The organism is Xylanibacillus composti, from assembly GCF_018403685.1.
GTDB lineage: Bacteria > Bacillota > Bacilli > Paenibacillales > K13 > Xylanibacillus > Xylanibacillus composti.
On the sequence record NZ_BOVK01000082.1, the window covers coordinates 16,396 to 32,505 of the forward strand.

Annotated in this window: 10 protein-coding genes; 4 read left to right on the plus strand and 6 right to left on the minus strand. The window is 53.7% G+C overall.

All coding sequences use genetic code 11. The features are described 5' to 3' along the window. Positions 1 to 103: 103 nt before the first annotated feature. On the minus strand, positions 104 to 3,343 hold the full coding sequence (locus XYCOK13_RS20705; RefSeq protein ID WP_213414156.1) for an S-layer homology domain-containing protein: 3,240 nt from the start codon (positions 3,341 to 3,343) through the stop codon (positions 104 to 106). A gap of 319 nt (positions 3,344 to 3,662) precedes the next feature. Here XYCOK13_RS20705 and sstT point away from each other — a divergent pair, with 319 nt between their 5' ends. The 4 genes from sstT to XYCOK13_RS20725 all read left to right on the plus strand — a co-directional run bounded on the left by sstT (position 3,663) and on the right by XYCOK13_RS20725 (position 7,372). Next, positions 3,663 to 4,895 (plus strand): serine/threonine transporter SstT, encoded by a 1,233-nt coding sequence (gene sstT / locus XYCOK13_RS20710; RefSeq protein WP_213414157.1) that lies wholly within the window; start codon positions 3,663 to 3,665, stop codon positions 4,893 to 4,895. A 134-nt stretch (positions 4,896 to 5,029) separates the two neighbouring features. Then, positions 5,030 to 5,410 (plus strand): BlaI/MecI/CopY family transcriptional regulator, encoded by a 381-nt coding sequence (locus XYCOK13_RS20715; RefSeq protein WP_213414158.1) that lies wholly within the window; start codon positions 5,030 to 5,032, stop codon positions 5,408 to 5,410. After that, positions 5,407 to 6,750 (plus strand): M56 family metallopeptidase, encoded by a 1,344-nt coding sequence (locus tag XYCOK13_RS20720; protein ID WP_213414159.1) that lies wholly within the window; start codon positions 5,407 to 5,409, stop codon positions 6,748 to 6,750. The genes XYCOK13_RS20715 and XYCOK13_RS20720 overlap by 4 nt, the downstream gene beginning before the upstream one ends. A 19-nt stretch (positions 6,751 to 6,769) precedes the next feature. Continuing rightward, a complete protein-coding gene (locus XYCOK13_RS20725; protein ID WP_213414160.1) occupies positions 6,770 to 7,372 on the plus strand; it encodes a copper amine oxidase N-terminal domain-containing protein in 603 nt (200 codons plus the stop codon). Between the two features lie 502 nt (positions 7,373 to 7,874). Here XYCOK13_RS20725 and XYCOK13_RS20730 read toward each other — a convergent pair. The 5 genes from XYCOK13_RS20730 to XYCOK13_RS20750 all read right to left on the minus strand — a co-directional run bounded on the left by XYCOK13_RS20730 (position 7,875) and on the right by XYCOK13_RS20750 (position 16,003). Continuing rightward, positions 7,875 to 10,586: an endo-1,4-beta-xylanase gene (locus tag XYCOK13_RS20730; RefSeq protein ID WP_213414161.1), complete on the minus strand. Its 2,712-nt coding sequence runs from the start codon at positions 10,584 to 10,586 to the stop codon at positions 7,875 to 7,877. Between the two features lie 406 nt (positions 10,587 to 10,992). Continuing rightward, positions 10,993 to 11,751, minus strand: coding sequence for an ABC transporter ATP-binding protein (locus tag XYCOK13_RS20735; protein WP_213414162.1), 759 nt, complete (start codon positions 11,749 to 11,751; stop codon positions 10,993 to 10,995). A 4-nt stretch (positions 11,752 to 11,755) separates the two neighbouring features. Continuing rightward, complete coding sequence (locus tag XYCOK13_RS20740; RefSeq protein WP_213414163.1) at positions 11,756 to 14,074, minus strand: ABC transporter permease; 2,319 nt, start codon at positions 14,072 to 14,074, stop codon at positions 11,756 to 11,758. Beyond that, complete coding sequence (locus XYCOK13_RS20745) at positions 14,059 to 15,360, minus strand: MFS transporter (protein ID WP_213414164.1); 1,302 nt, start codon at positions 15,358 to 15,360, stop codon at positions 14,059 to 14,061. Before XYCOK13_RS20745 ends, XYCOK13_RS20740 begins: the two co-directional genes overlap by 16 nt. Continuing rightward, positions 15,353 to 16,003 carry a TetR/AcrR family transcriptional regulator gene (locus tag XYCOK13_RS20750; RefSeq protein WP_213414165.1) on the minus strand — a complete coding sequence of 217 codons (651 nt, stop codon included), beginning with the start codon at positions 16,001 to 16,003 and terminating at the stop codon, positions 15,353 to 15,355. The genes XYCOK13_RS20745 and XYCOK13_RS20750 overlap by 8 nt, the downstream gene beginning before the upstream one ends. Between the last annotated feature and the right edge of the window lie 107 nt (positions 16,004 to 16,110).

A 16,110-nucleotide genomic window follows, 5' to 3' on the forward strand; every position in this document is an offset into this window, starting at 1 on the left:
GCCAACTTGCCTCCCCCCCAAAAAAAAGATCCGCCGGACAGTTGTCCAGCGGATATTTCCTTTTGAGCTTATATTCTGGCAGATTCCATCATGCAGCACGTCCCTATTCCAGCACAATGTTATCGATCAGGACTGCCGTATCATAGATGCTGTCTCCTTGATCCCAGACATGGAAACGAAGAATGATCGGTCCCTGACCTGCGAACGCGCTAACATCAACGACCATGTGCTTCCAATTGGTCATGTAAGCCGTGTCGTCCCCTCCGTAGAAGTCGATATCCACCTGATTCTCCTCGGTCCAGTAATGCTGCGAGGCATTAATCGACTCTGCCGCTATCAGGTATGTGTATTCGCCGTTGCCGCTTGAAATAACCGTACCCAAGCCACTGTATACCTGCTGCGTGACAGTAGTGCCCTCCACATCCAATTCAGGCAGCAGATTGTCGGACACATACACACTCGAGGTCACTGTTGCATGGAAGGTATCGTCGAACACACTTCCTACAAACTCTGTCGGCTCCTCAGAAATAAAGTTATAGTCAAAAGAGAGCCGTGTTGCGCCGGCGGGAATCAAGAAATTCTGTTCGATGTAGCTGTCTGAATTGTAATCAAACACACCGCCGTTGACATCATTATTCTCAAATCCCAATCCGGTGCTGATGATGGCCATGTAACTTCCGTCCGTCGGCTTGACTGGGCCGAGCTGCGTAATGACGCGAACATCGCCATTCCCGTTCCAGCCGTTCCAGGTTCCGTTCTCGAACGTTCCATTCACGATGCCCTCTGTCTTCATGCCGATGCTGCTCCCCTTCATGGCGAAGGAAGCCAATCCGTCGCTCGCGCCATGCGCGTCAACCGCAGCATCGAACGCTTCCGCTGTACTCATCCCTTGCTCGATCAGACTATTCATCACAGATGTAACGATGGCTTGATCGTAGGCAAGCGTAACGTAATTCGTATAGCCGTAATAGGTCTGCGCCCCGTTATTGATAAAGGCGTCCGCCATCGAATCGTTAAACAAGCTGCGGCAGCTACCGTTGAAGATAATGGAGTCCGGCATGGAATCGTTATATCGCGTAATAAAGGAAGGCGTGATGGCATAATAGCCGGAGATGATCGCCAGTCTGCCCTTCTTCAAATCGATTTCGTGCATGGCCCGGTTCGCGCTTGTCGCCTGCTCCCCTGTCAAAACCATCACCTGCGGGCCGGCATACGGGAATTCAATGCCGTACTTCTCGTGCAGTGCCTGAAGGATAGTTTCATCATAGAACGTATCGCCATGCGTATCCAATACAATCAGCCCGTATTGATTCAAGCCCTTGAAAAATGCCACATCCGCTGCCGCATTTTTGACTCGGTTCACCTGGAAAGGATAATCCGATTGACTGATATCCGCATAGACAGCATCATACACAGTAGCGGAAGAAAGGACGTCAGCGAACGGCGAGACAATGGCAACCCGTTTGCTTCCGACTTGGCTGCCGGTTTGTGTCAAGGTCTGCGCTGCGAATGCAGTCACACTCTCAGCGGTTGCTGTTGCCGCCGACAGCCCCTTGGAATTGTCGGGTGCGATGGATATGCCGCCCAGTATGCCGGAGCTCATCACAAACCAGACACTGCCGTTCTCGCCGGAAACCCCTGCGCTTTCGACCTCTGGCTGCGTTCCCAGCCAAGCCACCGTCTCTTCCTTCGCTCTCTGAACATCACCCGCATACTGAGCGGCGAGTTCATTGAATTTGTCCTGGGTGGTTTGGGTCTGATGCATCACTTGTGCGAACTGCTCATCGGTCAGATGATTGACCACCGAAAGGCGGAACACACTGCTCGATTGGGCACCTGTTCTTGCTTGCAAGCGTATGAAGCCTTCTTCACTTTCATCCAAGGTTATGATTCCGCTGTACACGCCATCGGACTTGATGCTGTCTCCATTGGCACGATCACCGTCGTCGTGCAGCGTCGCCAGTTGAGCCACCACCTGATTGCCTGCGTCCACCTTGTACAGCGTCACATCAGCGTCACCGTTCGTGCTTAAGGAAATATGAACCGTTGCTTCTGTCGGCTCCTGGGCGAAAATGGCATCAGTCGGCTGTCCATCGACAACAACCTGCAGACCGCTGATGAAAAAGGCTTCCGGATCGCCGACAGGGGGACGGTTATTGTTCTTCTTGCTGCTTCCTCCAGTCACGTTGAGATTGGAGGCGGTATTGAGGATGCCCAGCTCTATCGGGTCAGTCCCTACCTTAACATCTGTCGCAATCACTTCGTATTCCTGCGTACCTGTACCGTCGCTTGCAATCCGCAAAGTGTAATTGCGGTCTGCCAACACGTACGCGGTGAAATGACCGTCTTCATCTGTGGTTGTATCAAAGGTTGGATTGGTAGTGAAGAAAACCTCCTCACCAGCAACAGCATTTCGGCTGCTGTCGAGCAATTGGCCGCTAAGTTCGACCCCTTGCACTAGCGTGAAATCCAGGCTTGCAGCTGTGTCCGGCTGAACTTGGACATCACTCTGGAAGGCAACAGCCTCGCCCTTTGCAACCGTAAGGTCGTAAGTCCCGGCTTCCACCGAGAAGGAATACTTGCCATTCTGATCGGTCAACGCATTGTCTATCGCTGCGTACCCGTCTTTTTCCCTCAGCTTGACTTGCGCGCCTTCTACAGGAAGACCGTTGCTAGTAACGGTTCCCTCCAGCACAGTTGCTGGTTGTTCTTCGCTCTTCAGCGACTGGTCAAGGGCCACCACCGCTTCCGCCCGGGTAATGGAAATGCCGGGTCTATAAGTAGCATCCGGATACCCCTGCATAACTCCGGCAGCCACAACAGCCTCGACAGCTTGCTTGCTCCACGATGCAATGTCCGCCGCATCTTTGAATGGGTCTGCCACACCAGCGTTCACGGATAGATCCAGCGACAGAACATTGGCCAGAATAACTGCAGCCTCTTGGCGGCTGATTTCTCGGTTCGGCTTAATGGTTCCGTCCTCATAGCCTGTTATGTATCCTGCTGCCGCCGCTTTCGCAATCTCTGGTGCAAACCACTTCTCCGGCGTAACATCCTTGAAGCTGACTTCCGCCTCCTCCGTGAAACCGAAGACTCTGTTGACCAGTGCAAAAAATTCCGCCCGTTTAATCTCGTCGTTAGGCTTAAAGGTACCATCCTCATAGCCTTGAACGAGTCCTTTGTCCACCCAATCCGTCAATGACTTGGAGGCCCAGTGATTCTGAATATCCGATAAGGACACCGCAGATGCTCCGACTGCAAAAGCCGGCAGGATCATGGACATGATAAGGATGACGGCAGTTAATAATGAAAGATGTCTTTTCTGTGGCAACGCTAGCTTCATTGGATTTTTCTCCTTCTCATGATGTCTGTTTTGATTTCCATAGCAAACCCATCGTAAAGCATTGTAACCCCTGCGGTATCGTCGCCTCCATTCTACAAATTTCGACATAAGCAAGAATTAAATAGTATCATATCTATTTCATTTTTACTAGTTCTTTAGAACCAATAAGAATAGAGTGAGTCGCAATCGAGAATCCCTGCAATTTCTTCCATCGCGCAATCGGCAATTTTCATGCTACACTACGCTTATCTTTGTCATCTGCTTGTCGTATCCGGCTGTCAGGGCTCCACCCTGAACCGTGAGCGAATGGAGGAAACGAATGAAAAGCATCATACGCAAATGGAACCAAATCAGCCTTATTCAACGCATATTGGCCGGGATCGCGGCCGGAATCATCCTGGCTTTGACCGTACCGGACGCCGCGCGAGCGGTTTCCATATTCGGCACGCTGTTCGTAGGCGCATTGAAATCGGTCGCGCCCATCCTGGTCTTGTTCCTGGTTATGTCTGCCATTTCCAATTCCAAGCAGGGCCGACCCACGCATATCCGCGCCATTGTCATCCTATACTTCGTGAGCACCTTTCTGGCCGGCTTCATTGCAGTGGCCGCCAGTTATCTTTTTCCGGTCACTTTGTCGCTCGCCACACACGTGCATGACTTGTCCCCGCCCGAGGGCATCACAGAAGTGCTGCGCACGGTGCTGTTCAACGTGGTGGACAATCCGGTCAGCGCTCTCCTGAATGCCAACTATATCGGCATCCTGGCCTGGGCTATCCTGCTCGGCATTGCGCTGAAGCGCGCTTCAGACACTACGAAGAACGCGCTGGCGCATCTATCAGATGCGATAGCCCAAATCGTAAAGTGGGTCATTCAGCTGGCTCCATTGGGCATTATGGGGCTCGTATTTGACGCTATTACGACCAACGGGCTGTCCTCGTTGATCGAATACGGCAAGCTGCTGGTCATCCTGGTCGGATGCATGCTGTTCATCGCGCTTGTCGTCAATCCGTTCATTGTGTATTGCAATATCCGCAAGAATCCTTATCCGCTTGTATTCCGCTGCTTGCGGGAGAGCGCAATTACCGCCTTCTTCACACGCAGCTCCGCAGCCAACATTCCGATTAACATGCGATTGTGCGAAAGGTTGAAGCTGGATGCGGATACGTATGCCGTGTCCATCCCGTTAGGCGCGACCATCAATATGGCGGGCGCAGCAGTGACTGTCTCCGTCTTGACTCTGGCCGCCGTGCACACGCTCGGCATCCAGGTAGACTTCGGCACGGCGCTGCTGCTAAGCATCTTGTCCGCCATATCCGCTGCCGGCGCATCAGGCGTCGCCGGCGGGTCGCTCCTGCTCATTCCGCTCGCCTGCAGCCTGTTCGGCATCCCGAATGAGATTGCCATTCAGGTCGTTGGCGTTGGCTTTATCATCGGCGTGCTGCAGGATTCCTGCGAGACAGCGCTGAACTCATCCTCCGATGCCCTGTTCACCGCCACTGCCGAGTACGCCCAGCGGCGCAAAGCAGGAGAGGACATCGTTATCCCTTCTTGACCGACTAACCCCTGATCGTCGCAACATCAGACGATCAGGGGTTTTCTATATGAATGGCATTGACAACTGCGACAAGTTGTCGTATATTTTTATTGCGACAAGTTGTCGCATAAATCATTCAGAGGTGCGCGCCAATGAAATCGTTAGGGAAATTATCTGAAACAGAATTGGAAGTCATGGAGGCAATATGGGCATGCGCAACGCCCGTAACGGTTGCACAGCTCCTGGAAGCGTTCAGCAGCAAGAAGTGGAAGACTTCGACGGTATCGACCATCTTGAAACGGCTTATGGCGAAGGGCTTTTTGTCCAAATCCATGAATGGCAAGACGAACTATTATGCGCCTGCTTTGTCATGGGATGCTTACAAGAAGCTGGAGACCCAAAGCTTCCTCGGCCGCCTGTACAATGGAAAGGCTAAGAATCTAATTGCCGCTCTTGTCGACGATGCCGAGCTGAGCCCGGAGGACATGAAGGAATTGCGAGCATGGTTTGAACAGAAGGAAGACCGCACATGACGGAAGGATTGGTTTTTCTTCTCACAGCATCGCTCGCAGGCACAATTGTCTGGGTTCTGCAGTGCAGTGCAAGGCCAATCACCCAAAGAGCATTTTCACAAGCCTGGCACTATTATTCGTCCCTCATCCCTGTATTTTTCCTCCTTGGCGGCGCAGAGGCTGTGAATCGAACCGTATCGTTTGCACGTTCGCTCTGGTCTTCTACTGTGATGGTCGGCCCGGATGCCGGAGCCATTGCCGGTCCCACCTCTCTAGTGCAGGCGGCGGCGAGCGACATTTCATGGGTAAGGCCGTTGCTGGACTCGCTGCTGCACTATGCGTACATACAGGAGCTGACCTTTATCGCCACCCTGGTTTGGGCTGCCGGCAGCGCGACCTTCCTTGTCGTGCACATCGCAATCTATCGGGGATTCAAGCGGGCGATTTTGCAACCAAGCCGCGAATGCCGCATAGCCCCGGATGCCGTGAAGGCCGCGAAGGTCAGAATAAGCCCTGCCGCAGCAACGCCTATGGTGATAGGCTTTTGGAAGCCCCTTATCGTGCTGCCGGATATCCCTATTGAGGACAAACAGCTGGCCATGATTCTTGCACATGAGCGGATGCATATTAAGCGCCGCGATTTGCTCGTCAAGCTGATCGTTCAGCTGGCCCATGCGATACACTGGTTCAATCCCGCAGTCTATTCCCTTGGCAGGCAAATCCATCTGTACTGTGAACTGTCTTGCGACGAGAAAGTTGTGCGGGACATGGACACGGAAGGCCGCAGAGCGTACGGATCGGCGCTCTTAACCATGTTGGAATATGGCGTGATGCGGAGGAATGTTTTGGGCGTCAGCAGTTTGAACAGCCCGAAGGAAGACATGAAAAGGAGGCTTGGAAATCTAATGAATGTCAAAAAGACTGCAACATCTATGGTCACGTTATCCCTTGCCGCTAGCTTGGCGCTAATCGGGGGCGGCGCATATGCCGCAAGTGCGGTCGGCTCCGCTGCCAAAGCGTTCCCCATGCTCAGTCCGCTGGAAGAAGGAAGAAATATCACTCTGACTCGCGCCAGCGATGGGGCACACATCGTCTCCTACGACAAAGACGGGAACAGATTGTCCGCACCTCCAAGCTATGCGCCAAGAGAGCTTACGCCCGATGAAATGATGGTTCGCATCCTCATGCATATCGAAAAAGGATTGGCTGTGCCGGAAGGATATATCACGGACTTGCAAAGCCAAGGCCGAACTGATTTGCTGTCTGCCTTGTTCGAGGAAACAAGCGCGCTCTCCGTTCGACTGATGGATAACAGCGTTGCGGTTTATACCCAAGACGATGTGGTTCAACCAGCAAAATAAAGGCGGTGCTGATCCCAATATGAGAAAAATGAAGCGTATGACTATCGGCATGTTGATTTCTTTGCTGATCGGCATGTTGATTTCTTTGCTGATCGGCATGCCTGCGCATGCAGCAGACGGCTACTTCTGGTCGGATGCCAAGCCTCTCCCTTCCTGCAGCCAGAACAGCAGGGAAGGCGGACGCGGTCAGATGGGAATCGTCATAGATGGCGAAAAAGTAGAGCTTGATCTCCCTGCATGTGAGGAAGCAAGTAAAAACCATGTTTTCGTTACGGTGGATGGAAAGTACTTAAATACCGTAGCCGGGATAGGAGCAGAGCCTTTTATTGAGAATGGCCGAACCATGCTTCCCTTAAGAGTGCTTGCGGACGCATTCGGATTTGAGGTGGACTGGGCGCAGCCGGAACAAAAAATTACGCTGGCCAAGGACGGCAAGGAGACTGTCTTGCATATCGGAAAGCCGGAGATGCTGGTGGACGGCAACAAGATCGCTCTCACTGGCGCCGTGCCGTTGATCCGAAGCAACGTGACCTTCCTGCCTGTCAGACAGCTTGCCGAAGTGCTCGGCATTCAGGTCGGCTGGGATGAAGCGACCAGAACGGCGCAATTCTCCAACAGATAGAACAAGAACCGGATAGGAAACCCCCTTCCCCAGTCTGTGAGAAGCAGAAGGGGAAGGGGGTTGCTCCTATGCCTATTTCCAGTTAGTAACGCCTGGCTTCGGGGCACTCTCCAGAGATTTGAGAGCGGGAGTTTCCTCATGAGCACTGGGCCACATACAGAAGGCTGTCATTCATTGTGGATCGATACGCATCCCCTGCCTCATTTGTACGATTTATCGCACAAAATCAGTTCAGGGTGGTGCGCTCATGCAACTTTTGTATGATTTTTCGAACAAACATCACATATCTCCTCATGGACGAGATGACTTTGTACGATTTTTCGTTTCCAAGCTCGATGTTGAAGCCAAGTTACAGGAATTTTATACGATATTTCATACAAATCTCGATTACCCGCCATGTTCGCCCGCCTCACTCATGACCACTGCGACAGCACACGCGGTTCAACATACTGCCAGGACACAAACGCTCGCGGTTCAACCTTACTCTACCCGCCTTCCTTCCTTATCCCTCTATGGCTTCGGCCAGACGGTGAAGAATCGATGCGGCCTCGGCCCGGCTGATGTGAGCCTCCGGATCGAAATAATTGCCGGATTTGCCGACCATGAGGCCCATGTGATAAAGGAGCTGCACGGCCGGTTTCGCTGCGGCGGCTATCGCCGCATCGTCTGCGTAAATATGCCCGCCTTCGCCTGCGGACACCCCAACAAGGTTCAGGTACTTCTCCAGGATTACCGCCATGTCCTGCCTGCTCAGCAGTTCGTCAGCATGGAAGCCCGCTTCCGCCAATCCGTTCTCCTCCGCCCAACGGCCTACCTGCTCATATTCGCCAGCATTCGCATGAGTCTGAGCATGCAGGAGGAACAGCATGGAGAGAAACTGTTGCCGCGTGACTGCTGTCCCCGGACCAAAGGTTGTCTCGCTGCTGCCGCCGATCAGCCTGTTGACGCTGACATGCGCCACATCGGGATAGAACCAGTCATCCGTCGATACGTCGCTGTACGGGTTCTCCCAATTCGCGAGCAAATAGCCTAGAGGGTCCATAACTGCATAATAGGCTTCCTTCGTTGCGAAGGTTCTGTCGAAGAGCAGCGGACTTCCTTGAGCGCGCCAGCTCTGGGAATCTGCCTTGCCCCAGAAGGTTATGCGCTCGATGCTGTCTGCATGCTTCTTATAAATAAGGAACAGCTCCGCATACAGCTTGGCTTGTTCTATCTCCTTGTCCTTCGTAAAGGGGGCAGCGTTCTGGGATGGGATATCCAGCTCGGTGACGCTGATCTTCACGCCTGCCTCTGCAAAGCGTACGATGGATGCCTCCACATCTGCCGGATTCAAGGTTTCAATCCAGTAGTGTGCCTGCATCCCGATGCCCTCCACTAACGGACGCCCCGGCTCGGTATTGCGCTCATCCGATTTCCACTTCTCGTTAAGCTCTTCGGCCATCAGGGCCATCGCTTCCCGCTTCCAGGCTTCGGTTTCATTGTAGTCGTTATAATACAGCACTGCATCTGGATCAACAAGACGCGCCAGCACGAATGCGTCATAGATGTAGTCGGCGCCGCTTTCGCCCTTGCTCCGATCCGCACCATTCTCATACGCCTGATACCAAGGAGACTGGGTACGCAGCACAGCGGTCCAGTCCGTCGGTATGCCTGAGCCGCCGTCAAAGGCCTCATTCACCACATCCCAGGATGCAAGCTTGCCCTTGAAATGCCCGGCGACATTACGGATATACGCCTCCATATTGGCCTTCGCCTCTGCTCGAGTGAGCGGATTGCCGTCCGCATCAGCAGTCAGCCAAGGAGCCGATTGGGCATGCCAGATTAGGGTATGGCCGTGTACCTGGATGTTATGCTGCTCCGCCCATTCGATCAGCGTGTCGGCATTGGTAAAGTTGTACACGCCTTGTTCCGGGCTCAAGTATTGCGGCTTCATGTCATTCTCGGCAGTCATGAAGTTGTAGTGATGGGTATACATAGCCGTAGTATCGGCATTCGCTGTCTCGTTGCTGCTCATGACGTTGCCGATGAGGAAGTTATGCTTGTACGTATCCGCCAGGGAAGCGATGCCCAAATCCCATTCGGGAACAACGACTTCCTGCAGATCGCCGACCTGGCTGATCACAATATTGTCCAGGTACCACACATCTGCGTGATTAGGCGCATCGTTCGTGACCAATCGGAAATCGAGCGTGTTGAGCGGCGTCTCCATCAACGGCGTCTGCACATTGACCTCTTTCCATTCTCCGATGGGCAAAGTCCCGACATTGCTCGGCAGCTTGAAAATGCTCTGAGCGTATTCTCCATTGATGACCACGCCAGGCCCTGTGAGGGTATCCTTGCCTTCGTTGCCCGAAGCTGGGGCGTAGAACCACACAGAAATCTGATAGACCCCGCCCGCCGGCAAAGGCTCGCTGAACGTCAGCCGAACCGCATTATCAGCGCTCGTATAGCTTTCGCCGTCGATATGAGTTACCCTCAGTGCGGCATGATCGTCCTTGCCGGCGCCATCTTCGTCTATCCATTCAATATTTGAAGCTTTCTCTACAGTGAAGAGGCTCTCTTGCGACGCCGGATCATCGAAGGTGAAAGCCAGCAGCTCTTTCAACTCTTTTGGCTCCTGTTCCTGAACAGGTTCAGGCTGAGCCGTGACCTCCAGCTTCACCTCATCCAGATAGAAGGTGAGCTCTGGAATTTGATCGTCATTGTGGAAGACGATAGCGGAGACAGACTGGTGATCTGCCGGTACGGCGAATTCCAGAACCACGTCAGTCCACTGCCCTGCCGCCATGTTCACCTTGACGCTGCCGACGCTGCCGTATGTATTGCCGCCGCCGGCATCCTTCGTTTCCACCCGGACACCCAATGTCGCGTCCTTGGCACTTAACGCCTTGGCCGTCAGCTTATAGGAGCCGCCCGGGAGCATCGGCGTGTCCAGCGTTTCATTGCGAAGCGCCACGCCGCTATAGTTGTTCTCCGCGGTCGGAGCAACGCTCAGACTGCCGACGCCTGCCGCAGCCTGGTCTTCCGACAAGCCTACGGTTGCATCGCCGTTCTGCTGAAGCGTGTTCGCGGCTTCAAAGCCTTCGGCATAAAGGACAGCGTCATCCTCCTCTGCGGCTGCATGGACTACTGGGACAGTCAAGCAGATGGAAAGAATCATCATGATGACAACTAGACGAGCAAGGCTCGACTTCCCGCGATAAGAAATACTCATTCGTTCAATGCCTCCCCTACTATTTTAGTTAAGCGCTTACAAAAATCCTCAAGCCCTTTCGTTAGTGCCTCCAAATTGTAGCACAACCGCCGCTTCCTTATTACCCGCTAAACCTTTTCTTATCCTTTGAAAATTAAACTTCTTGGACAACAAGCCCCCCATTTCATGCGCTTTGACGCAGACAACTCCTCATCGCTGCCAATCCAGGACCGGAGCAAAGCGCCTTGTGTCATCTTGTCCTTGTGTCATCTTGTGTATAAAAACAGTAAGAGCCTTCCATCCTTTGTGGACGAAGGCTCTTTGTGCTATTGTCGCCAGTTTATTGAGGGAAATCCGCGGCATCAACCTTCAAAGGCAATGCGCCTGCGCGATTCAAGGGATCAATCCCATTTAATCGCATTCTTCTTCAGATACCTATTTCCCGCATTTTCTCCGTAACGGCCTCGACTCTGCCATCCAAATCTGCTCCGCCAAGCCTCGGAAGCTTCAGCTCGCTCACGATTTGGCCGTCGCGCATAAATACGATTCGCTCCGTCCGCGCCGCCACCTGCGCGTCATGCGTGACCAGCATTACCGCAGTCCCGTCCGCATTAATCTCGGTCAACAGGTCCATAATCTCCTGCCCGGATTTGGAATTGAGCGCGCCTGTAGGCTCATCGCCGAATATTATTTTCGGGCTGTTCATCAACGCGCGGCAGATTCCGGCACGCTGCAGCTGTCCGCCTGAGACTTGGGTAATGTCGCGCTTCTCCAGCTCCGCAATGCCTGTCCGTGCCATCAGCATCCTGGCCTTCTTCGTAATCTGGGCGGCGTTTTTTCGGTTGTCGCGCATCGACGGCAGCACGATGTTGTCGAGGATGTTCAGATTTCTCAGCAAGGTCGGCTGCTGAAAGACAAACCCCATTTGCCTTCTGCGCATGTCGGCAAGCTCCTTCTCGCCAAGCTCCGACAGATCCTTGCCGTCAAAGACGACCTTGCCGCCGTCCACGTTGTCCGTTCCGCTCAGCGCAAACAGCAGCGTCGATTTCCCCGAGCCTGAGGGGCCCATCACTGCAACGAACTCGCCCTCGTTGATGTCCACGGTCACGCCATCGAGCACCCTGCGCCGCTCAGCGCCCTCGCCAAACGTCTTTACGATATGTTCGCCGGAGATTATTTTCTTCATATGTCTACTCCTTTATATTCTCGGAAATTTGGACTCGTCCCGCGCCCGCTATGCCGATCATCGTGGCAGCCAGCACCGCTCCTGCCATCATCAGCGGACTGAGCACATATGCCGAAAGCGGGTTGACCGCAAATTGAAATGTTGACGCTCCCCACGCGGAAATGACCGCCCCCGCAAGCAGTTCTCCAAGCGTGTTGGCCAGCAGCGTGCCGACAACAATGCTGACAACCAGCACGAACGCTGAACGCGCAGCATACTGCGCCGCAATATCAGAGCGGGTAAAGCCGAGCGCTTTCATGACGGCTATCGCATATCTATCCCTTGCAATCAGCAGCCTCATAAACAGCAGCGTCACCAGAGCAGCTATCGCGAGCGCAATGACAATCGCCGCATAAGCGGCCGTCTTGACGGAGCTGATCGTCGAGCCGAATGTCTGCGCAACGTATTCGTCAATGTCTGAAACCTTGGCGAACGCAAACCTGTCCGCATATTCTGAAACCTTCTGGCCGACAAGGGATCGATCCGCCAGCTCCACGCAGACCATGCTCCACATTACCGCCGCCGAGTGGTCGGCGAATACAGCCTTTGCTGTTTTGCCGCCGTTCGTAATATCGGCGTAAATGCCGCTCACCTTGAGCGCTCTCTCCCTCCCTGCTATCACCAGCGTCATCCCATCGCCGACCTGCTTGCCCAGCTCATCGGCGTTGATCGCCGAAAGCGCAATTTCATCTTCTGCCTCGGGCGCTCTGCCCGCTGAATAGGCAATGGGAAATGTCGCATGGTCGCCAAGCTCAATCTTGATATTTTCCTGCGTGCCGCCTTCTGTCTTTACTTGAAATGTCTTGGTTGTCAGTACCGCATATCTGGAAATATCGCCGTCGCGGCTCAGCGCCTCTATGATTTCATCCGTTTTTTCCGAAATATGATCCGTCTGCTGAATGTCCATGCGCATATCGTAGCTGCCGATCCCCATATATTGAATAAAGCTGCTTGAGGATATCGTGTTGTGCAAGTTTTGCGGCACCGCCATGATGAAGGCACACATCACCAGCACCGCAAGCATCGTCGCGTAAAGTCTTTTTCTCGCCAGAACATCCTGGATGCCTAGGAACGCATTCACGCTGAACAGCCTGTTCCCGCTCAGGCTCCAGCGCCTTCCGGCAACATGGCTCTCCTGTGCAGCGCCGAAGCGTATAGCCTTCGCGGCGGATATATGCCTGAAGCGATTCAGCACTCTGCTCACATAGGCCATGATAGCCAGAAATACGAGCAGTATGCCTGCGAGCCCGAACAGCAATGGGGAAGCAGAATGTTCGCCCTCCCCCATATAGAGCCGAATATTGGCAAGAAGCATGCCCTGGAACACGAACGCAAGCGCAAAGCCGAGCATGCAGCCTGCCGTTGCAATCGCCGCGTACTTGGCCATGTATATCTTCTTGATGTCCGAGACACGCAGCCCGATTGCCTTCAAGACGCCAATTTCGCGGTAGTCTTCCTCGATTTTCGCAAGGAGCGTAAAACGAATGCACAGCAGGGAGATGGTCACAACCAGCATGCTGACCAAAAGAATGAGTCCGATCATCATCCCGTCGGAAAGTGCATTCACCATTTGGAACAGCGGATAGGTAACCGTTGGCCCGTTCGCCTCCAGTCCTGCGGAGGCATAAGCCGTTTCAAACGCGCCAAGCTGCGACAAATCCTTCAGCCTGAACGCAATCAGATACTCCACACTGCCCATGCTTCTGATTGCCTCGTAATCCTGCTGGCTAACCAGAAATCTCTTGGAGGCGGAAAGCGTGGCATTCATTTGCGAATCGCGCAAAAATCCGGCAACGGCAAATTCCTTCCCGCTTATGACGGCCTTGTCACCGATCTTGGCGAAGTCGTCCTTCATATAAGTGATCGGAACATACAGCTCCCCGGGGGATGCTTGAATGATGTTGCCGTCCAGATCCAGCAAGAAATCGAATTTCTCGCTCTGTATGCTGAACCCGTTGTCCTGAACGCTGGCTGCGAGCGATTGCTCGCCCAGTTTAATCTGTGTGCCGTCTATATTGAGAAATTCAAGCACCTGAAAGTCTTCGACAAGATCATGCTGTTCCGCGAAGGCTGCAAGCCGCTCCCTGTCCAGCTCGCCCGCATGCATCTGCATAAAGTGCGGCGTCTTCGCCGTCGTCATAAGCGTATCCAGCGCGCCTGCAAGATGAACGGCGAGTACCGCCGCGAGCGAAACAAGCATGCCGGCGGCAGCGACAAACATCATAGTTGTCCATGTAGTGGCTTTGCTCTTGGCCACATCATTGCGGATTATTCTGAAGTACATAGGCCACCTCTACCTTCCAGCTGTCTGATTGACTTGATACGATACAGCACTGCCGCCGCCGCGCACAGCAGCAAGCCCTGGGTCACAATGAGCAGCCCCGTTCCCCGACCGCTGCCCGTGCCGATAAGCTTGCCTACATGGTCGGCAAGCAGCCCGCCGTCAAGCAGCAAAGGGGTGAACACGTAATCGGCCAATACGCCCGAAAGCGCGTAAGCGACCACATAGCCAAGCTGGGAGATCAGACTGATCAACCCCCACGCCCTGCCTTGCACGGCATTGTCGATATTGGTTCGGATCAAATAATCCAGGCTTGTATTGGCGAACGGGAGCATGGCGAAGAACAGGAACCCCGAAACGCAGATCAACACAATATTTTCGCGCAGCCCGAACGCGGCCATGCACAATCCGGCGCCGAACAGCGCCATCGAGAGCATGCCCACATAGCCCCGCTTGATCGGAAACAGGCCTATCAGCACACTGGTCACAAGCATTCCCGAAGCGCAGATGGTGGCAGCTGTCCCCACTACGGAGCTGTCCGCAAAAGCCAGAATCATCGGCGTGGAAAGCGTCTGGATGAAGCCGACAAAAAAGACGATGACCGAAGTCATAATCACCAGAACAAGCACGCCCCTGTTGCCGGTAACGGCGCCCCAGCCTTCTCTGAAGTCGCGTATGAACGACTCGGACTGCCCGGCTTGCTTGGAAGCAATGCCTTGGCGCACAACCAGTATGCAAAGAGCAGTAACAAAAAAAGTGCAGATGTCGATGACCAACAGCAGCTTCATATCCGAAACGGCGAGCAGAAATCCCGCAATAACGGGCGAAATCAGATATTTGGCCGAGCTTGCCGCCTGCACAAGACCGCTTGCCTTCGCGTACTGCTCCTCGGTCAGCAAATCTGTGACTGTCGCTTTGTAAGCGGGGCTCATTAAGGATGAAAATATTGAGCTTATGGCAACCCCGACGCAGATCTGCCACAAGTGCGCCTCGCCTTGAAGCATGATGCATAGCAGGATGAACGCTATGCCTACTGCGGACAGACTATCCCCCGCCAGCATAAGAAGCCTGCGGTCATAGCGGTCCGCAAGCACTCCAGCAATCGGAGTCAGCAGGAGCGAGGGCAAGAATGCAAGCAAGGTGACAAGCGCCAAGGCCGATGCCATCCCCGTCTGCTGAAAGACGTAAATGCCCAAGCCGAATGAAGTGAGCCCGCTTCCTACCGCCGACACAAATTCTCCCGACCACAGCACAAGAAATTTCCCGAACGATTTGTCTGACTTATTCATCGTTGTCTTGCCTTCCGCCAGCAAACACCTGCATCACAGACATCATGCTTCCGCTTTCAGCGCCGAGCATCCTTTCTGTATGAAATATAAACGCCTGCATGCGCGTCGCACGTTCCTCGTCCGTCATGGGCACCACATCGTCATCATCGAACACGGTATTCGCATAAATCAACGCCATTTCCATCGCTTCATACGGGAACGGGGTACTGAATAGACCCTGCTCTATGCCCTCGCGGATAAGTTCCGCTAGAATCGGCGTCACGCCGCCCACCATGACCCTTTGAATCTTCTGATGCATGAGCGCGTTCTGCGGCTTGTGAATATGCTCCATAATTTCCTCGCTGCTTCCCCCGCTCAAGTTCAAAGCCATCACAACACGGATGATGCGCTCGATTACGGGAATGGTTTTGTCTGCAGCAATGCGCCGTCCCGCGCTTAACAGACGAACGCTGTAACGCTCAATCAGCGCGTCCATGATATCCTCCTTCGATTTGAAGTGATGATACAACGTTCCCCGCGCAATCCCGACCTTATCGAGAATATCGTTCGTGCTTGTGCCGTCAAAGCCTTTTTGGCCGAAAAGCTCATCCGCCGCGTCCAGAATTTCATTCCTACGCTCCTCGGCCGTTTTCACAACTCTCATGTTCACGCCTCCTATAGACCGACTGTCTGTCGGTTAAATAGTAACACATTCTGCCTCTGGTTTGTCAAGACGGCAAATTCGGGCACGACTGATCGAGTAGGAGGGGG